Below are 18,472 nucleotides of genomic sequence, written 5' to 3'. Positions count from 1 at the left end.
AACATGCTACTCTGAACCGAGAATCTGCACCATATATAAGGAGAGCCAGCATGCAGTTACAAGATGGATGGCTGGTTGATGCGCGGCACGTACCGTCGCCGCACCATGATTGCCGCCCGGAGGATGAAACGCCCTCACTGCTGGTAGTCCACAATATTAGCCTGCCGCCGGGTGAATTTGGTGGTCCGTGGATCGATGCATTATTCACCGGAACAATCGATCCCGATGCCCATCCTTTTTTTGCTGAGATTGCGCACCTGCGCGTTTCTGCTCATTGTCTGATTCGCCGCGACGGTGAAATCGTCCAGTATGTTCCTTTCGATAAACGCGCATGGCATGCAGGTGTGTCGGTGTACCAGGGGCGTGAACGCTGCAACGATTTTTCGATTGGCATTGAGCTGGAAGGGACGGACACAACGCCTTACACGGATGCGCAGTATCAGGCGCTGGTGGCGGTGACGCGTGAACTCACCGCGTTGTACCCAAGAATTGCTGATAACATCACCGGGCATAGCGATATTGCGCCAGTGAGAAAGACCGATCCTGGCCCGGCGTTTGACTGGTCCCGGTTTCGCGCCATGCTTACCGCTTCGTCAGATAAGGAGATGACATGACGTTGTTTACCATGCTGCTGGTGATGATCGCTGAACGGTTGTTCAAACTGGGCGAACACTGGCATTTGGATCACCGGATGGAAGTGCTGTTCCGCCGGATTAAACATTTCTCGATGCTGCGCACCCTGCTGATGACCGCAGTGGTAATGTGCGTGGTGTATCTGCTGCTGCTGCGTGCGCTGCACGGCCTCTTTTTCAACGTGCCGCTGCTGGTGGTGTGGATCCTGCTCGGCGTGCTGTGCATCGGTGCCGGAAAGGTGCGGTTGCACTATCACGCCTATCTGAAAGCAGCATCGCGAGACGACAGCCACGCGCGTGGCGCGATGGCAAGCGAATTGACGCTCATCCACGGTGTACCACCGGACTGCAACGAGCGCGATTACCTGCGCGAGCTGCAAAATGCGCTGCTGTGGATTAACTTCCGCTATTATCTCGCGCCGCTGTTCTGGTTTGTGGTCGGCGGCCCGTGGGGACCGGTATTCCTGATGGGATATGCGTTCCTGCGCGCCTGGCAAACCTGGCTTGCCCGCTATTTGACGCCGCATGAGCGTCTGCTGTCAGGAATCGATGCAATTTTACATGTGCTGGACTGGCTGCCGGTTCGCCTGGTCGGCGTGGTATATGCGCTTATTGGTCACGGTGAGAAGGCGCTTCCGGCCTGGTTTGCGTCACTGGCCGATCGACACACCTCTCAGTATCAGGTGCTGACGCGTCTGGCGCAGTTCTCCCTGGCGCGTGAGCCGCACACGGACAAAGTCGAAACCCCGAAAGCAGCGGTGTCGATGGCGAAGAAAACCTCATTTGTGATTGTGGTGCTGGTGGCGCTTCTGACGATTTACGGTACGCTGGTGTAAGCCAGCGCACCGCACGTCTCACTCAGTATCCGCAGGCGGGATGCCAAACTCTGGCATCCCGTTTTCGTTCCAGTGGACAAGCTTCAGACGGGTGTGACGGTTCGGATCGTACAGCGGATCGCCCTCGATTTCGGTGTAGTTGCGCGCGTGATACACCAGCACATCCTCACCGTCCGGCGTTTGCGTAAAGCTGTTATGCCCAGGCCCGTACTGACGATTTTCATAGCTTGTGGTAAACACCGGGCGCGGCGCTTTGTGCCAGTTGGCGGGGTTACGCAGGTCAGCGCTTTTATCAATCCACAGCAGCCCCATGCAGTAATTCTCATCCGTCGCGCTGGCAGAGTAGCTGATAAACAGCCTGTCTCCGTGCTCCAGCACCGCCGGGCCTTCGTTGACCCAGAATCCACGGCACTCCCAGTCATACTCGGGTTTGCTGAGCAGAACGGGCGCACCCGTCAGCGTCCACGGGTTTTCCATCTCGCAGAGATAGAGATTGGAGTTACCTGAGATATCCGGCGCTTTTTGTGCCCACAGATACCAGCGTTTGCCCTGATGAACAAAGGTCGTGGCATCGAGGGCAAAGGTATCAAACGGCGTCGTTATCTGCCCTTTTTCGACCCATTTCCCGGTCAGTGGATCGCTATCGGCGCATTCCAGCGCGTACATCCGGTGCTGGAACATATTGCGCTGATCGAGCGCTTTCGTGTGCGCGGCGGCAAAGTAGATGTACCATTTGCCGTCGATGTGATGCAGCTCCGGTGCCCAGATAAGCTCGCTCATCGGGCCGCTCTCCGGCTTACGCCAGACCACCACTTCGGGTGCGTGGCGTAACGCTTCCAGCGAGTCGGCGCGGCGAATCGCCAACCTGTCGTACTCTGGCACGGAAGCGATAAAGTAGTATTGCCCCTCGTGATGCAAAATAAACGGGTCGGCACGTTGTTCGATAAAGGGATTGGGCCAGTGACGCATTGGGCTTTCCTTATTTGGTTTCAGCGGCTTTGAGTTCCTGGTAATCATTCAGCTCGCGATAGTTTATGCGGCGTTTCTCCAGATCTTCCTGAATCTGCTTCATCAGTTCACGATCGACTTTCAGCAGACGAACCACACCCGCGGTGATCAGATAACCGACGCCTGGAATCAGGGTGAACAGCAGGACGATCCCGTTGATGGCATCGGCACTTTGCGCTTTGGCTCCCGCATCGTAACCGTACCAGGAGAGCAGGAATCCGACCATCGCACCAGCAATCGCCAGACCCAGCTTGAGGAAGAAAATATTGCCGGAGAAGCTGATCCCGGTGATGCGTTTACCGGTTTTCCACTCGCCGTAGTCGTCCACGTCGGCCATCAGCGACCAGTGCAGCGGGGAAGGGATCTGATGCAACACGTTGAGCAGGAAGTAGAGCACCACGATGGTGGTGGTGGCTTTTGGATCGAAGAAGTAGAACGCGCTGGAGAAAATGGCCAGGGCGATATTAGTCCAGAAGAAGACTTTCAGCTTACACCAGCGGTCGGTCAGGGGTTTGGCGAGGATGCTACCGAGCATCATGCCCACCACGCCGAGACTGATAAACAGCGTGGCGAAATGGGTGCTTTGCCCCATCACCCAGGTGACATAGTACATGGTCGCCGCCATGCGAATAAAGCCAGGGCAGACGTTACAGATAGTCAGCAGCAGAATGCGCACCCACTGGTCGTTCTTCCACACATCCTTGAGATCGTTTTTCAGCTCGTCATTGGTCTGGACCGCCGGGCGAATACGTTCCCGTACGGTTGAGAAACTAAACAGGAACATGCAGGTGCCAATCAGCGCCAGCACGGTCATCGCCATTTGATAGCCTTTGGCTTTGTTGTCACCGCCAAAATACTCCACCATCGGCAGCAGGGTTAAGGAGAGCAGCAGCGTCGCAATCCCTACCATGACAAAGCGATACGACTGGCACGCCACGCGCTCTTTCGGGTCGTTAGTGATTACCCCGCCCAACGAGCAGTAAGGGATATTGATCGCGGTGTAGGTGAGTGACAGCAGGAAATAGGTGACGAACGCATAGATAACTTTGCTGTTGTACGTCCACTCTGGTGTGGTGAACATCAGAATACTGAACAGGGCATACGGGAAGGCAATCCACAGCAGCCATGGACGAAATCGCCCATATTTACTGCGGGTACGGTCGGCAATGGCTCCCATGATGGGGTCGGTGATGGCGTCAATCACGCGCACTGACAGCAATAGCACCCCTACCAGAGCGGGGGCGAGCCCAAAGATATCCGTATAAAAGTAGTTAACAAACAACATTATGGCGCCGAAGATGATGTTGCATCCCGCGTCGCCCATGCCATAGCCGATCTTTTCTTTTACAGACAGTTTATTGTTATCCATCGACAGCTCTCCGGGTTTCGGTATGGAGAGAATTATTCGCTGGCAAATGAATATTTGCGTTGCAGTATCAGGTCGGTGATATGGATGATTTGGCTGTTGGTGAGAATTTGTGAGGCATGTAACACGCTCTGTGCCGCATTCGGCACAGAGCGAGAAGAGATTAATGCGCTTTTACGGTTTTGGCATTTTTCTGTTTAAACAGATAGCCCACGCCGAGGATCACAATCCACACAGGAATGAGATACACGGAGATCGCCATGCCAGGGGTCATCAGCATGATCACCAGCACCGCCGCCATAAAGATCAGGCATACCCAGTTGCCCAGCGGATAGAACAGGGCAGGGAAGCGCGTTTTCACGCCTTGCTGCTGTTTCGCGCGGCGGAACTTGATGTGCGCCAGGCTAATCATCGCCCAGTTGATTACGAGTGCGGACACGACCAGCGCCATCAGCAGACCGAATGCAGATTCCGGTGCCAGATAGTTAATCAGCACGCACAGGGCGGTCACCACTGCGGACACCATAATGGAGTTCACCGGTACGCCGCGTTTATCGACGTTCAGCAGGGCTTTCGGAGCGTTACCCTGCTGTGCCAGACCGAACAGCATACGGCTGTTGCAGTAGACGCAGCTGTTATAGACGGACAGCGCCGCGGTCAGCACCACGATGTTCAGCGCGTTTGCCACGAAGGTATCGCCCAGTTCATGGAAGATCAGGACAAACGGGCTGGTGTCAGCGGTGACGCGCGTCCACGGCAGCAGGGAGAGCAGAACCGCCAGTGAGCCCACATAGAAGATCAGAATACGGTAGATAACCTGGTTGGTGGCTTTCGGGATGCTCTGCTCAGGGTTATCGGCTTCTGCGGCGGTAATCCCCACCAGCTCAAGCCCACCAAACGAGAACATAATGATCGCCATCATCATTACCAGCCCGGTCATGCCGTGAGGCAAGAACCCGCCTTGTTCCCACAGGTTGCGTACGGTCGCCTGCGGGCCACCGTTGCCGCTGAACAGCAGCCAGCCGCCGAAGATGATCATCGCCACAACCGCGATCACTTTGATAATCGCGAACCAGAACTCCATCTCACCAAACACTTTGACGTTAGTCAGGTTGATGGCGTTGATGATCACAAAGAAAGCCGCTGCCGATACCCAGGTTGGGATCTCCGGATACCAGAACTGGATGTATTTCCCGACGGCAGTCAGCTCAGCCATGGCAACCAGAACGTACAGGACCCAGTAGTTCCAGCCCGACGCGAAACCGGCAAAGCCGCCCCAGTACTTATAGGCAAAGTGGCTGAAGGAGCCGGCTACCGGTTCTTCAACCACCATTTCACCGAGCTGGCGCATAATAAGGAAGGCGATAAAGCCCGCGATGGCATAGCCCAGAATAATCCCCGGACCTGCCGATTGAATGACGGATGCGCTGCCCAGAAACAGGCCGGTACCGATAGCGCCACCCAACGCGATGAGCTGTATATGGCGGTTTTTAAGGCCGCGCTTTAGCTGATCGCCATGCTGTTGAGCTTCCATTTGAAACCTCGTGTGTGGTTGTTATGTTCACGCTCGGGCGTGTGTAATTATGAAAGTCCATTTTCTGTATTTATTTCTTTACGGTTAAGTTGACCGAAAAAAGCGGAGATGGCTTCCGTTGACGCAAGAATAGTGGTAAGCGCCAGCGAATGCACCTGCTTTATGAAAGGATGTCGATCGCTTGAATAAAAAGAAAGCATTTGTAAATGCGTGCGCGTCGCTCCCTCACCCCATCTATAGAATAAAAATGCTCCATAAGTGGGCGAATTTTCATTATTTACCTTGTTGAATCGCTTCAGATTGCAAATACCCTCGTTTCAATAAGGTTAAAACTACCTTTTTAGTGGTAACCAGTTCATTTGTGCAAAGTTACATTTCTGAAACGTTATTTCTGTAAGGTTGTTAAAATGTGCAGGGTTTACTGATTTCAATCAAAACCAATATGGACAGAAGGTGAATACTTTGTTACTTTAGCGATACGAACATGAAATTGGTAAGACCAATTTACTCCGGGCAAAAAGGCGTAAGACAGGGAATATGGCCTACAGCAAAATTCGCCAACCAAAACTATCGGATGTGATAGAGCAGCAGCTGGAGTTTTTAATCCTCGAAGGGACTCTGCGCCCCGGTGAAAAACTCCCGCCTGAACGCGAGCTGGCAAAACAGTTCGACGTTTCCCGTCCCTCTCTGCGTGAGGCGATTCAACGTCTCGAAGCGAAGGGCTTGCTGCTTCGTCGTCAGGGCGGTGGAACGTTTGTGCAAAATAGCCTGTGGCAGAGCTTCAGCGATCCGCTGGTCGAGCTTTTGTCTGACCACCCAGAATCCCAGTTTGACCTGCTTGAAACCCGTCACGCGCTTGAAGGTATCGCTGCTTATTACGCGGCCCTGCGCAGCAATGATGAAGATCGCGTGCGTATTCGCGAACTGCATCAGGCCATTGAACGGGCACAGCAGTCAGGCGATCTCGACGCCGAGTCCAATGCCGTCGTCCAGTATCAAATTGCCGTCACCGAAGCAGCGCACAATGTCGTGCTTCTCCACCTGCTTCGTTGTATGGAGCCGATGCTGGCCCAGAATGTTCGACAAAATTTTGAATTGTTGTACGCCCGCCGGGAGATGCTCCCGCTGGTCAGCAATCATCGCACCCGTGTATTCGAGGCGATAATGGCCGGGGAACCGGAGCAGGCGCGTGAAGCGTCGCACCGTCACCTGGCTTTCATTGAGGAAATCTTGCTGGACCGCAGCCGTGAACAGAGTCGTAGAGAACGTTCACTCCGCCGCATACAGCAACGAAAGGATTAAGCGCCAGAGTTTTTTTAGAGCGCGGCAACTAAACGCAGAACCTGTCTTATTGTGTTCTTTGCTGAGAGCACAATGGGACAGGTTCCAGACAAATCAACGTATTAGATAGATAAGGAATACCCCCATGTCAGAACGTCTCCAAAATGACGTGGATCCGATCGAAACTCGCGACTGGCTACAGGCGATCGAATCGGTCATCCGTGAAGAAGGTGTTGAGCGCGCTCAGTATCTGATTGATCAGCTGCTTTCAGAAGCCCGTAAAGGTGGCGTGAAAGTAGCTTCAGGTGCAGGGGCTAGCAACTACGTAAACACGATTGCCGTCGAAGACGAACCGGAATACCCGGGCAATCTGGATCTGGAACGTCGTATCCGTTCTGCAATTCGCTGGAACGCGATCATGACCGTTCTGCGCGCATCCAAGAAAGACCTGGAGCTGGGCGGCCACATGGCTTCCTTCCAGTCTTCTGCGACCGTTTATGAAGTGTGCTTTAACCACTTCTTCCGCGCACGCACTGAGAAAGACGGCGGCGACCTGGTTTACTTCCAGGGCCACATCTCTCCGGGCGTTTACGCACGTGCGTTCCTGGAAGGTCGTCTGACTGAAGAGCAGATGAACAACTTCCGTCAGGAAGTTCACGGTAAAGGTCTGTCTTCTTACCCGCACCCTAAACTGATGCCTGAGTTCTGGCAGTTCCCGACCGTTTCTATGGGTCTGGGTCCAATCGGTGCGATTTACCAGGCTAAATTCCTGAAATATCTGGAACACCGTGGCCTGAAAGATACCTCTCAGCAGACCGTTTACGCCTTCCTGGGCGACGGCGAGATGGATGAGCCAGAATCTAAAGGTGCGATCACCATCGCTACCCGTGAGAAACTGGACAACCTGTGCTTCATCATCAACTGTAACCTGCAGCGTCTGGATGGTCCGGTAACCGGCAACGGCAAGATCATCAACGAACTGGAAGGGATCTTCAGCGGTGCTGGCTGGAACGTCGTTAAAGTGATGTGGGGCGGTCGTTGGGATGAGCTGCTGCGTAAAGATACCAGCGGTAAACTGATTCAGCTGATGAACGAAACCGTTGACGGCGACTATCAGACCTTCAAATCCAAAAACGGTGCCTACGTTCGTGAGCACTTCTTCGGTAAATACCCTGAAACCGCAGCGCTGGTTGCAGACTGGTCTGACGATCAGATCTGGGCTCTGAACCGTGGCGGCCACGATCCGAAGAAAGTCTACGCAGCACTGAAAAACGCGCAAGAAACCAAAGGCAAAGCAACAGTTATCCTGGCTCATACCATCAAAGGTTATGGCATGGGTGACACCGCCGAAGGTAAAAACATTGCGCACCAGGTGAAGAAAATGAACATGGACGGCGTGCGTTATATCCGCGACCGCTTCAACGTTCCTGTCACCGACGAGCAGGTTGAAAACCTCTCTTACATCACCTTCCCTGAAGGTTCTGAAGAACACACCTACCTGCACGCACAGCGTCAGAAACTGAACGGCTACCTGCCGTCCCGTCAGGTGAACTTCACTGAGAAACTGGAACTGCCGGTTCTGGAAGACTTCTCCCAGCTGCTTGAAGAGCAGAACAAAGAGATCTCTACCACTATCGCGTTCGTTCGTGCCCTGAACGTGATGCTGAAGAACAAGTCGATCAAAGATCGCCTGGTTCCAATCATCGCCGATGAAGCGCGTACCTTCGGTATGGAAGGTCTGTTCCGTCAGATCGGTATTTACAGCCCGAACGGCCAGCAGTACACCCCGCAGGACCGTGAGCAGGTTGCATACTACAAAGAAGACGAGAAAGGCCAGATTCTGCAGGAAGGGATCAACGAGCTGGGCGCAGGCGCATCCTGGCTGGCTGCTGCGACCTCTTACAGCACCAACAACCTGCCGATGATTCCGTTCTACATCTACTACTCCATGTTCGGTTTCCAGCGTATCGGTGACCTGTGCTGGCAGGCTGGCGACCAACAGGCTCGCGGCTTCCTGGTCGGTGGTACTTCCGGTCGTACGACTCTGAACGGTGAAGGTCTGCAGCACGAAGATGGCCACAGCCACATTCAGTCTCTGACTATCCCGAACTGTATCTCTTATGACCCGTCTTACGCGTACGAAGTGGCAGTCATCATGCATGACGGTCTGGTTCGTATGTACGGTGAAGCGCAAGAGAACATTTACTACTACATCACCACTCTGAACGAAAACTACCACATGCCGGCTATGCCAGCAGGTGCCGAGGAAGGTATCCGTAAAGGTATCTACAAACTCGAAACCATCGCGGGTAGCAAAGGCAAAGTTCAGCTGCTGGGCTCCGGTTCTATCCTGCGTCACGTACGTGAAGCAGCGCAGATCCTGGCGAACGACTACGGCGTTGGCTCTGACGTGTACAGCGTAACATCCTTCACTGAACTGGCACGTGATGGCCAGGATTGTGAGCGCTGGAACATGCTGCACCCAATGGAAACGCCACGCGTACCGTACATCGCTCAGGTGATGAACGACGCTCCGGCAGTCGCATCTACTGACTATATGAAACTTTTCGCCGAGCAGGTTCGTACTTATGTACCGGCTGATGATTACCGCGTACTGGGTACCGACGGCTTCGGTCGCTCTGACAGCCGCGAAAACCTGCGTCACCACTTCGAAGTTGACTCTTCTTACGTGGTCGTTGCAGCGCTGGGCGAACTGGCTAAACGTGGCGAAATCGATAAGAAAGTGGTTGCGGAAGCAATCACCAAATTCAACATCGATGCAGATAAAGTTAACCCGCGTCTGGCGTAAGAGGTAAAAGAATAATGGCTATCGAAATCAATGTACCGGACATCGGGGCTGATGAAGTTGAAATCACCGAGATCCTGGTCAAAGTAGGCGACAAAGTTGAAGCTGAACAGTCGCTGATCACCGTAGAAGGCGATAAAGCCTCTATGGAAGTCCCGTCTCCTCAGGCTGGCATCGTTAAAGAGATCAAAGTCTCTGTTGGCGATAAAACCGAGACTGGCAAACTGATCATGATTTTCGATTCCGCCGACGGTGCAGCAGCTGCTGCACCTGCGCAGGAAGAGAAGAAAGAAGCAGCGGCTCCGGCGGCTGCACCAGCGGCTGCGGCTGCAAAAGACGTTAACGTGCCTGACATCGGCGGTGACGAAGTTGAAGTGACTGAGATCATGGTGAAAGTGGGCGACACCGTTGCTGCTGAACAATCCCTGATCACCGTAGAAGGCGACAAAGCCTCTATGGAAGTCCCTGCTCCGTTCGCGGGCGTGGTGAAAGAGATCAAAATCAACACCGGCGACAAAGTGTCTACCGGCTCCCTGATTATGGTCTTCGAAGTGGCAGGTGCTGCACCGGCTGCGGCTCCAGCACAGGCGGCTGCTCCGGCAGCGGCTGCTGCACCTGCAGCGTCTGGCGCGAAAGACGTTAACGTTCCGGATATCGGCGGTGACGAAGTTGAAGTGACTGAAGTGATGGTGAAAGTGGGCGACAAAGTTGCCGCTGAGCAGTCACTGATCACCGTAGAAGGCGACAAAGCCTCTATGGAAGTCCCGGCTCCGTTCGCAGGTACCGTTAAAGAAATCAAAATCAGCACCGGCGACAAAGTGTCTACCGGCTCTCTGATCATGGTCTTCGAAGTGGAAGGCGCTGCGCCTGCTGCGGCTCCGGCTGCTGCGCCAGCACCTGCTGCTGCCGCTCCGGCGCCTGCTGCGAAAGCCGCTGCACCGGCCGCGAAAGCAGAAGGCAAATCTGAGTTTGCTGAGAACGACGCGTATGTTCACGCGACTCCGCTGATTCGTCGCCTGGCGCGCGAATTCGGTGTGAATCTGGCGAAAGTGAAAGGGACGGGCCGTAAAGGTCGTATCCTGCGCGAAGACGTTCAGACTTACGTGAAAGAAGCTGTGAAACGCGCTGAAGCGGCACCAGCTGCTGCTGCCGGTGGCGGTATTCCGGGCATGCTGCCATGGCCGAAAGTCGACTTCAGCAAGTTTGGCGAAATCGAAGAAGTGGAACTGGGCCGTATCCAGAAAATCTCTGGTGCTAACCTGAGCCGTAACTGGGTGATGATCCCGCACGTTACTCACTTCGACAAAACCGATATCACCGATCTGGAAGCGTTCCGTAAACAGCAGAACGCCGAAGCCGAGAAACGTAAACTGGACGTGAAATTCACCCCAGTGGTCTTCATCATGAAAGCTGTTGCGGCAGCTCTTGAGCAGATGCCACGTTTCAACAGCTCCCTGTCTGAAGATGCACAGCGTCTGACGCTGAAGAAATACATCAACATCGGTGTTGCGGTAGATACGCCAAATGGTCTGGTTGTTCCGGTCTTCAAAGACGTGAACAAGAAGAGCATCACTGAGCTGTCCCGTGAACTGACGGTGATCTCCAAGAAAGCGCGTGATGGTAAGCTGACTGCCGGCGAAATGCAGGGCGGTTGCTTCACTATCTCCAGCATCGGCGGCCTGGGTACTACCCACTTCGCGCCGATTGTTAACGCGCCGGAAGTGGCGATCCTCGGTGTGTCCAAGTCCGCGATGGAACCAGTGTGGAATGGTAAAGAGTTTGTGCCGCGTCTGATGATGCCAATCTCTCTCTCCTTCGACCACCGCGTGATCGACGGTGCTGATGGTGCGCGCTTCATTACCATCATCAATAACACCCTGAGCGATATTCGCCGCCTGGTGATGTAATCGCAAAAGCCGGCCAGTCGGCCGGCTTTTTGTCTTGTAATCTCATGAAAATTGTGAGGTTATTGGTAAAGACAAGAATTCATGAGCCGTTTGTTGTTTCAAAATTGTTAACAATTTTGTAAAATACGGGCGGATAGAACGTCCCGGTGGATGAAGGGCGACAAGTACCTGGACCGCCGGAAATCAATAAGAGGTCATGATGAGTACTGAAATCAAAACTCAGGTCGTGGTACTTGGGGCAGGCCCGGCAGGTTACTCTGCTGCCTTCCGTTGCGCTGATTTAGGTCTGGAAACCGTTATCGTAGAACGTTACAACACCCTCGGCGGTGTTTGTCTGAACGTCGGCTGTATCCCTTCTAAAGCACTGCTGCACGTTGCAAAAGTTATCGAAGAAGCCAAAGCACTGGCTGACCACGGTATCGTCTTCGGCGAGCCGAAAACCGATATCGACAAGATTCGTACCTGGAAAGAGAAAGTGATCACTCAGCTGACCGGCGGTCTGGCGGGTATGGCCAAAGGCCGTAAAGTGAAAGTGGTCAACGGTCTGGGTAAATTCACCGGGGCTAACACCCTGGAAGTGGAAGGCGAGAACGGCAAAACCGTGATCAACTTCGACAACGCGATCATCGCGGCGGGCTCCCGTCCGATCGAACTCCCGTTCATTCCGCATGAAGATCCTCGCGTGTGGGATTCCACTGACGCACTGGAACTGAAAACCGTACCAAAACGCCTGCTGGTTATGGGTGGCGGTATCATCGGTCTGGAAATGGGTACCGTATACCATGCGCTGGGTTCAGAGATTGACGTGGTTGAGATGTTCGACCAGGTTATCCCGGCTGCCGATAAAGATATCGTTAAAGTCTTCACCAAACGCATCAGCAAGAAATTCAACCTGATGCTGGAAACCAAAGTCACTGCCGTTGAAGCAAAAGAAGACGGTATTTACGTTTCCATGGAAGGCAAAAAAGCCCCTGCTGAAGCGCAGCGTTACGACGCCGTACTGGTGGCGATTGGCCGTGTGCCAAACGGTAAAAACCTCGATGCAGGCGCTGCTGGCGTTGAAGTGGACGACCGTGGCTTTATCCGTGTGGACAAACAGCTGCGTACCAACGTGCCGCACATCTTTGCTATCGGCGATATCGTCGGTCAGCCAATGCTGGCGCACAAAGGTGTTCACGAAGGTCACGTTGCCGCTGAAGTTATCGCGGGCATGAAGCACTACTTCGACCCGAAAGTCATTCCATCAATCGCGTACACCGAGCCGGAAGTTGCCTGGGTCGGTCTGACCGAGAAAGAAGCGAAAGAGAAAGGCATCAGCTACGAAACCGCCACCTTCCCGTGGGCAGCTTCTGGCCGTGCGATCGCTTCCGATTGCGCCGATGGCGTGACCAAACTGATCTTCGACAAAGAGACTCACCGTGTGATCGGTGGTGCGATTGTCGGTACCAACGGCGGCGAGCTGCTGGGTGAGATCGGTCTGGCTATCGAAATGGGCTGTGACGCTGAAGACATCGCGCTGACCATCCACGCGCACCCGACTCTGCACGAGTCCGTGGGCCTGGCTGCAGAAGTGTTTGAAGGTAGCATCACCGACCTGCCAAACGCGAAAGCCAAGAAGAAGTAATCTCTCGAACCGTAAAAAGCCGCTCAACTGAGCGGCTTTTTTTATTTACGGCGCAACGGGCTGCCACTCTTTATCAGGATGATAAGCTGTTATCGCTTTCGCTTTCTTCTGCGATTCACTTCCCAGGTTTGTCTGATACACCTGATCATCACCGTTCACCACAAAACTCATCACGCCAGTCTGCCCGTAGCTGACGGGCCAGGCGATCATCGCAAAGCCGCTCTCTTTATCCGGCAGAATGCGGAAGTGATAGCCGTGATAACCGGTTCCCGGCACCTGCGGGCTGAATGCTGGCCCTAGCGGGCTGGGCGCTTCACCCGGCGCGGCTGGCCAGTATAAACCGTCTTTTTTCCCTTCAGCGCTGATCACTTTTTTCGCATAGCGATGGTTGAGTGCGAAGTAGCTCTTCTGTGCATCCACGTAGGCGTGGAGCGCTTCAATAGCGGCCAGCTCGTTGCGGCCGATCTCCCGTGTCAGGATCTCTTCGGCGGCTTTTTGCATATCAAACTGCCAGCCAGCGGCGCGTTTCACCGCCGGGATGGGCAATTGCCAGTCGCTGTCGCCCACGTTGAGGTGCGCCACATCGCCGTTGATCACCGTGTGGTGGCTGACTTTCCAGTCGCGCAGAAAACGGTCGACCGCCTCGGGATCGACGCCCTCCGGCGGCAGAAAATCACGCCAGTCATCGCCGAGCAGATTTTTCATCTCGGCTTCGTTTTGCCCGCTGATGGCTTTCGCCAGCGCGCTGGTCGCCTCGTCCGGCGTGGCAAAATGCTGCTGTGCGAGGGCGAAGGTTGAGACCATGAACAACATCATCCCACTGAGTAATTTCGTTTTCATTTCGATTCCCTTAGCGGTGACGGAATTCACGGTGTTCGCTGCGGCCTGCCGGCATTTGCCGTGGCTGCTGACGATTCTGGTGCTGCGCGGTGAACTGACGGCTTTGCGCCCCGCGCTGTTGCTGCGCCTGCCAGTTGGCTGAGCGGCTGTCGTTGCCGCTTAACGCATTGGCTCGCGGTTGCGTATTTCGCTGGCGGGTTGGCTGTGAGGCCGGTCGATCCTGCCGCTGTGACAAATTCTGATGATTCTCGCGCTGCGCTTTGTTATTCGATCGCTGGGCGGTGATCGGTTTACTGGTGTCGTACCCGCGATAGTTATTACGCTGGGAGATCTGTTTCAGCTGATTGTTCGCCGCCTGACGCTGCACGTTTTTGGTTGCCGGGCGCTGGGTTTGTGAAAGGGTTTTCCCGGTTGATTGCTGAACTTGCGCCATCGCCGCCTGACGCTGGCTGTCGCGATTGATCGGTTGGTGCTGAGTGGCACTCAGACCCGTCGCGCTATTCGTCGAGTGGAAGCGGTTGTTCAGCTGATTATTTGGATACGGAACGCCTTCGCGATAGGCCGGATTATGCTGCCAGGTGCGGTTGTTATCCGTCAGGCGCTGTCCGCTGATTTTGTTGAAATTATCCACGTTGATATTGATGTTGTTATCACCATTGCGGTTATAGCCGCCGTTGTGGTTATCGTAGTCATCGTGATCATGATGGTGATAATCGTCGTCATCGTCCCAGTCGATATTGCTAAAAATCGCGTAAGTCGTGGCGACCCCAAGGCTAAACCCAAGGCCTTTCACCAGGCTATCGGTAAACTGCTCGCCAGGGGAAGGGGGCAGGTAGACCGGCGGATAGCTGGCGCTGGGCCAGGTGCCGTAAACCGTGTTGGGATTGTAGGTCGGGACGTAAACGACCTGCGGATCGGCGGACTCGATTTTAATCACCGTTGGGCTGCTCGTCGTGGCAGCGGTCGTTGACGTTGAGCCGGACGCTGTGCTGGCAGCCGGTGCCGCTTTCTTCACGCTGGTGACCGTTTGCTGTGGCGTGGACTGCAGCGCGCCCGTCTGCTGGGCCAGGAGCCGCAGACGCTGGACGGAGTCCATCACATCTTTCGGCTGAGCCAGAAACGCATCGCCGAGGCTTTGAATCCATGGCGGGTTTTCCCCCATCAGGGACATCAGCTGAGGGAAGGCTACCAGGGATTTGACGCTGGGGTCCCACGGCTGATTGCTCACCGCCTGAATGGCGGCATCGCCCTGCATTTTAGGGTTATCTTTCGACCACTGCGCGGCCTGAATTACGTTCGCCGGGTAGGTTGAGGCCATCAGGATCTGTGAGAGCAGTGCGTCAGGGTACAGCGCGATGGGCGCGGTCCACTGATCGATTTGCGCGGCGGTATAGGTCGGGGTGACCACCGGTGCGGGTGTCGGGGAAACAGGCTGAGGTGCGGTGGGCGCCACAGCGGGCGGAGGCGTTGAAACTGTCTCGGGCGCTCGACTTTTCACATACATGACGCCGGATGCGGCTAACAGCCCGGCACTGCACAGCAGGACAAGCAGATGTGGCTTAAAGGGCAACTTCATAGTGTGACTCCAGCGTAAGCAGTGTCGATGGGCGTTCTTGTTGCCGCGAGTATATTCACCCGTATTTTGTGGTTTTGATTAATGTTGGGAAACGGCCCGCTGTATCCGGATAAAGAGTGTGAGCATTTATTACACAAATTATATCCGATGGGGAAAAAGGCGTGAGATATTCAAAAGGCCGCCCTTGCGAGCGGCCAGCAGTAAACCGCTGAAAGGCGGTTTTTTTGTGCCCGAAAAATCCCGCTCTCCGCGCGCTATACCATCCTTAACGATTCAGCAAACTATTTAATGTTGCTTTTTTGTAAACGGATTAACACTGTGCAGAAATCCTGCTATGCTGCCCGACGCGGTATCGGGCATTTACCCTACAAACTGCTGTCTCACAGGAGCGTGAAGAGAACGCCGACCGCATATGACAATGAGAGCGAGGAGAACCGTCGTGCTAGAAGAATACCGTAAGCACGTAGCAGAACGTGCCGCCGAGGGAATTGTACCGAAACCCTTAGATGCAACCCAGATGGCCGGCCTCGTCGAGCTGCTGAAGAATCCGCCTGCGGGCGAAGAAGAATTCCTGTTAGATCTGTTGATCAACCGTGTTCCGCCAGGCGTCGATGAAGCCGCGTATGTGAAAGCCGGATTCCTTGCTGCCGTTGCCAAAGGCGAAGCAACCTCCCCACTGGTTACTCCTGAAAAAGCGATTGAACTGCTCGGCACCATGCAGGGCGGCTACAACATCCATCCGTTAATTGATGCACTGGACAGCGACGCGCTGGCACCGATTGCCGCAAAAGCGCTGGCACAAACGCTGCTGATGTTTGATAACTTCTACGATGTGGAAGAGAAGGCGAAAGCAGGCAACGTCTATGCGAAACAGGTGATGCAATCCTGGGCTGATGCCGAATGGTTCCTGAACCGTCCTCAGCTTGCTGAAAAAATTACCGTTACGGTCTTCAAAGTGACCGGCGAAACCAACACCGATGACCTGTCTCCGGCCCCGGATGCCTGGTCCCGCCCGGATATCCCACTGCACGCCCTGGCGATGCTGAAAAATGCCCGCGAAGGCATTAACCCCGATCAGCCGGGCGTTGTCGGCCCGATCAAACAGATCGAAGAATTAAATAAGAAAGGCTTCCCGCTGGCGTATGTCGGTGACGTGGTCGGTACCGGTTCTTCGCGTAAATCCGCAACCAACTCTGTGCTGTGGTTCATGGGCGATGACATCCCTCATGTGCCGAACAAGCGCGGCGGCGGTCTGTGTCTCGGCGGCAAAATTGCACCTATCTTCTTTAACACCATGGAAGATGCGGGCGCACTGCCGATCGAAGTGGATGTGAGCGACCTGAACATGGGTGACGTGATTGACGTTTATCCGTTCAAAGGCGAAGTCCGCAACCATGAAACCGGCGAACTGCTGGCCAGCTTCGAACTGAAAACCGACGTGCTGATCGACGAAGTCCGCGCCGGTGGCCGTATTCCGCTGATCATCGGTCGTGGCCTGACCACCAAAGCGCGTGAAGCGCTGGGCCTGCCGCACAGCGATGTGTTCCGTCAGGCGAAAGACGTGGCGGAGAGCACTCGCGGCTACTCCCTGGCTCAGAAAATGGTTGGGCGCGCGTGCGGCGTGACGGGTGTTCGTCCGGGCGCGTACTGCGAACCTAAAATGACCTCCGTCGGTTCTCAGGACACCACCGGTCCAATGACCCGTGATGAGCTGAAAGACCTGGCGTGTCTGGGCTTCTCGTCCGACCTGGTGATGCAGTCCTTCTGCCACACGGCTGCCTATCCGAAGCCGGTAGACGTGACCACACACCACACGCTGCCAGACTTCATCATGAACCGTGGCGGCGTATCGCTGCGCCCTGGCGATGGTGTTATCCACTCCTGGCTGAACCGCATGCTGCTGCCGGATACCGTGGGTACCGGTGGTGACTCCCACACCCGCTTCCCGATCGGCATCTCCTTCCCGGCAGGCTCTGGCCTGGTGGCGTTTGCTGCCGCAACGGGCGTGATGCCGCTGGACATGCCGGAATCCGTTCTGGTGCGCTTCAAAGGCAAAATGCAGCCGGGAATCACCCTGCGCGATCTGGTGCATGCGATCCCGCTGTACGCGATCAAACAGGGTCTGCTGACCGTTGAGAAGAAAGGGAAGAAAAACATCTTCTCAGGCCGCATTCTGGAGATCGAAGGTCTGCCGGATCTGAAAGTTGAGCAGGCGTTTGAGCTGACGGATGCCTCTGCCGAGCGTTCTGCGGCAGGCTGTACCATCAAGCTGAACAAAGAGCCGATCGTTGAGTATCTCAGCTCTAACATCGTGCTGCTGAAGTGGATGATCGCTGAAGGTTACGGCGATCGTCGCACCCTCGAGCGTCGCGTTCAGGGTATGGAAAAATGGCTGGCCGATCCGCAGCTGCTCGAAGCCGATGCTGACGCAGAATACGCGGCGGTTATCGACATCGATCTGGCGGATATCAAAGAGCCAATCCTGTGTGCACCAAACGATCCTGACGATGCGCGTCTGCTGTCTGACGTGCAGGGCGATAAGATCGACGAAGTGTTCATCGGCTCTTGCATGACCAACATCGGTCACTTCCGTGCTGCCGGTAAGCTGCTGGATACCCACAAAGGCCAGCTGCCAACGCGTCTGTGGGTCGCTCCGCCAACGCGTATGGATGCGGCACAGCTGACGGAAGAGGGCTACTACAGCGTCTTTGGTAAGAGCGGTGCGCGTATCGAAATCCCTGGCTGTTCCCTGTGTATGGGTAACCAGGCGCGTGTGGCTGACGGTGCAACGGTAGTCTCTACCTCGACCCGTAACTTCCCGAACCGTTTAGGGACCGGTGCGAACGTCTATCTGGCCTCTGCGGAGCTGGCGGCTGTTGCGGCGCTGATCGGCAAATTGCCGACGCCGGAAGAGTACCAGACCTTCGTTGCTCAGGTTGATAAGACGGCGGTGGATACCTATCGCTATCTGAACTTCGACAAGCTCTCTCAGTACACCGAGAAAGCCGACGGCGTGATCTTCCAGACTGCCGTGTAAGGTGTTACCGGGCGGCACCGCGCTG

The 18,472-nt window shown here is 55.0% G+C and carries 12 protein-coding genes; 7 read left to right on the top strand and 5 right to left on the bottom strand.

What is annotated here, in order from left to right:
* The first annotated feature begins 50 nt into the window (after nucleotides 1–50).
* The gene (gene ampD / locus ETG88_RS11280; protein WP_129035418.1) at nucleotides 51–614 is read left to right on the top strand and encodes a 1,6-anhydro-N-acetylmuramyl-L-alanine amidase AmpD; all 564 of its coding nucleotides are present in this window, start codon (nucleotides 51–53) and stop codon (nucleotides 612–614) included.
* Nucleotides 611–1,468 carry a beta-lactamase regulator AmpE gene (gene ampE / locus ETG88_RS11275; RefSeq protein WP_129035417.1) on the top strand — a complete coding sequence of 286 codons (858 nt, stop codon included), beginning with the start codon at nucleotides 611–613 and terminating at the stop codon, nucleotides 1,466–1,468. Before ampD ends, ampE begins: the two co-directional genes overlap by 4 nt.
* A gap of 18 nt (nucleotides 1,469–1,486) precedes the next feature.
* Here ampE and ETG88_RS11270 read toward each other — a convergent pair whose 3' ends face one another.
* The 3 genes from ETG88_RS11270 to aroP form a co-directional block, all read right to left on the bottom strand.
* On the bottom strand, nucleotides 1,487–2,437 hold the full coding sequence (locus tag ETG88_RS11270; RefSeq protein ID WP_129035416.1) for a glycoside hydrolase family 43 protein: 951 nt from the start codon (nucleotides 2,435–2,437) through the stop codon (nucleotides 1,487–1,489).
* Between the two features lie 10 nt (nucleotides 2,438–2,447).
* Nucleotides 2,448–3,845 carry a glycoside-pentoside-hexuronide (GPH):cation symporter gene (locus ETG88_RS11265; protein WP_100777604.1) on the bottom strand — a complete coding sequence of 466 codons (1,398 nt, stop codon included), beginning with the start codon at nucleotides 3,843–3,845 and terminating at the stop codon, nucleotides 2,448–2,450.
* A gap of 160 nt (nucleotides 3,846–4,005) precedes the next feature.
* Nucleotides 4,006–5,376: an aromatic amino acid transporter AroP gene (aroP, locus tag ETG88_RS11260; RefSeq protein ID WP_102104609.1), complete on the bottom strand. Its 1,371-nt coding sequence runs from the start codon at nucleotides 5,374–5,376 to the stop codon at nucleotides 4,006–4,008.
* 537 nt (nucleotides 5,377–5,913) lie between these two features.
* On the opposite strand from aroP, the gene pdhR reads away from it, so the two are divergent.
* The 4 genes from pdhR to lpdA all read left to right on the top strand — a co-directional run bounded on the left by pdhR (nucleotide 5,914) and on the right by lpdA (nucleotide 12,994).
* A complete protein-coding gene (gene pdhR / locus ETG88_RS11255; RefSeq protein ID WP_100777602.1) occupies nucleotides 5,914–6,678 on the top strand; it encodes a pyruvate dehydrogenase complex transcriptional repressor PdhR in 765 nt (254 codons plus the stop codon).
* Between the two features lie 124 nt (nucleotides 6,679–6,802).
* Nucleotides 6,803–9,466: a pyruvate dehydrogenase (acetyl-transferring), homodimeric type gene (gene aceE, locus ETG88_RS11250; RefSeq protein WP_100777601.1), complete on the top strand. Its 2,664-nt coding sequence runs from the start codon at nucleotides 6,803–6,805 to the stop codon at nucleotides 9,464–9,466.
* A gap of 14 nt (nucleotides 9,467–9,480) precedes the next feature.
* Entirely contained in the window at nucleotides 9,481–11,370 is a 1,890-nt protein-coding gene (aceF, locus tag ETG88_RS11245) for a pyruvate dehydrogenase complex dihydrolipoyllysine-residue acetyltransferase (protein WP_129035415.1), read from the top strand.
* Between the two features lie 199 nt (nucleotides 11,371–11,569).
* Complete coding sequence (gene lpdA / locus ETG88_RS11240; protein WP_100777599.1) at nucleotides 11,570–12,994, top strand: dihydrolipoyl dehydrogenase; 1,425 nt, start codon at nucleotides 11,570–11,572, stop codon at nucleotides 12,992–12,994.
* A gap of 45 nt (nucleotides 12,995–13,039) precedes the next feature.
* Here lpdA and ETG88_RS11235 read toward each other — a convergent pair whose 3' ends face one another.
* The gene (locus ETG88_RS11235) at nucleotides 13,040–13,834 is read right to left on the bottom strand and encodes a DUF2950 family protein (protein WP_129035414.1); all 795 of its coding nucleotides are present in this window, start codon (nucleotides 13,832–13,834) and stop codon (nucleotides 13,040–13,042) included.
* A 10-nt stretch (nucleotides 13,835–13,844) separates the two neighbouring features.
* Entirely contained in the window at nucleotides 13,845–15,410 is a 1,566-nt protein-coding gene (locus ETG88_RS11230) for a DUF3300 domain-containing protein (protein ID WP_129035413.1), read from the bottom strand.
* Between the two features lie 439 nt (nucleotides 15,411–15,849).
* On the opposite strand from ETG88_RS11230, the gene acnB reads away from it, so the two are divergent.
* The gene (acnB, locus tag ETG88_RS11225; RefSeq protein WP_100777596.1) at nucleotides 15,850–18,447 is read left to right on the top strand and encodes a bifunctional aconitate hydratase 2/2-methylisocitrate dehydratase; all 2,598 of its coding nucleotides are present in this window, start codon (nucleotides 15,850–15,852) and stop codon (nucleotides 18,445–18,447) included.
* Nucleotides 18,448–18,472: the final 25 nt, after the last annotated feature.

This window comes from Lelliottia nimipressuralis, assembly GCF_004115925.1.
GTDB classification, from domain to species: Bacteria; Pseudomonadota; Gammaproteobacteria; order Enterobacterales; family Enterobacteriaceae; genus Enterobacter; species Enterobacter nimipressuralis.
Note: the sequence above shows the minus strand (reverse complement) of the source record. Positions and strands in the feature narration are given on the sequence as shown.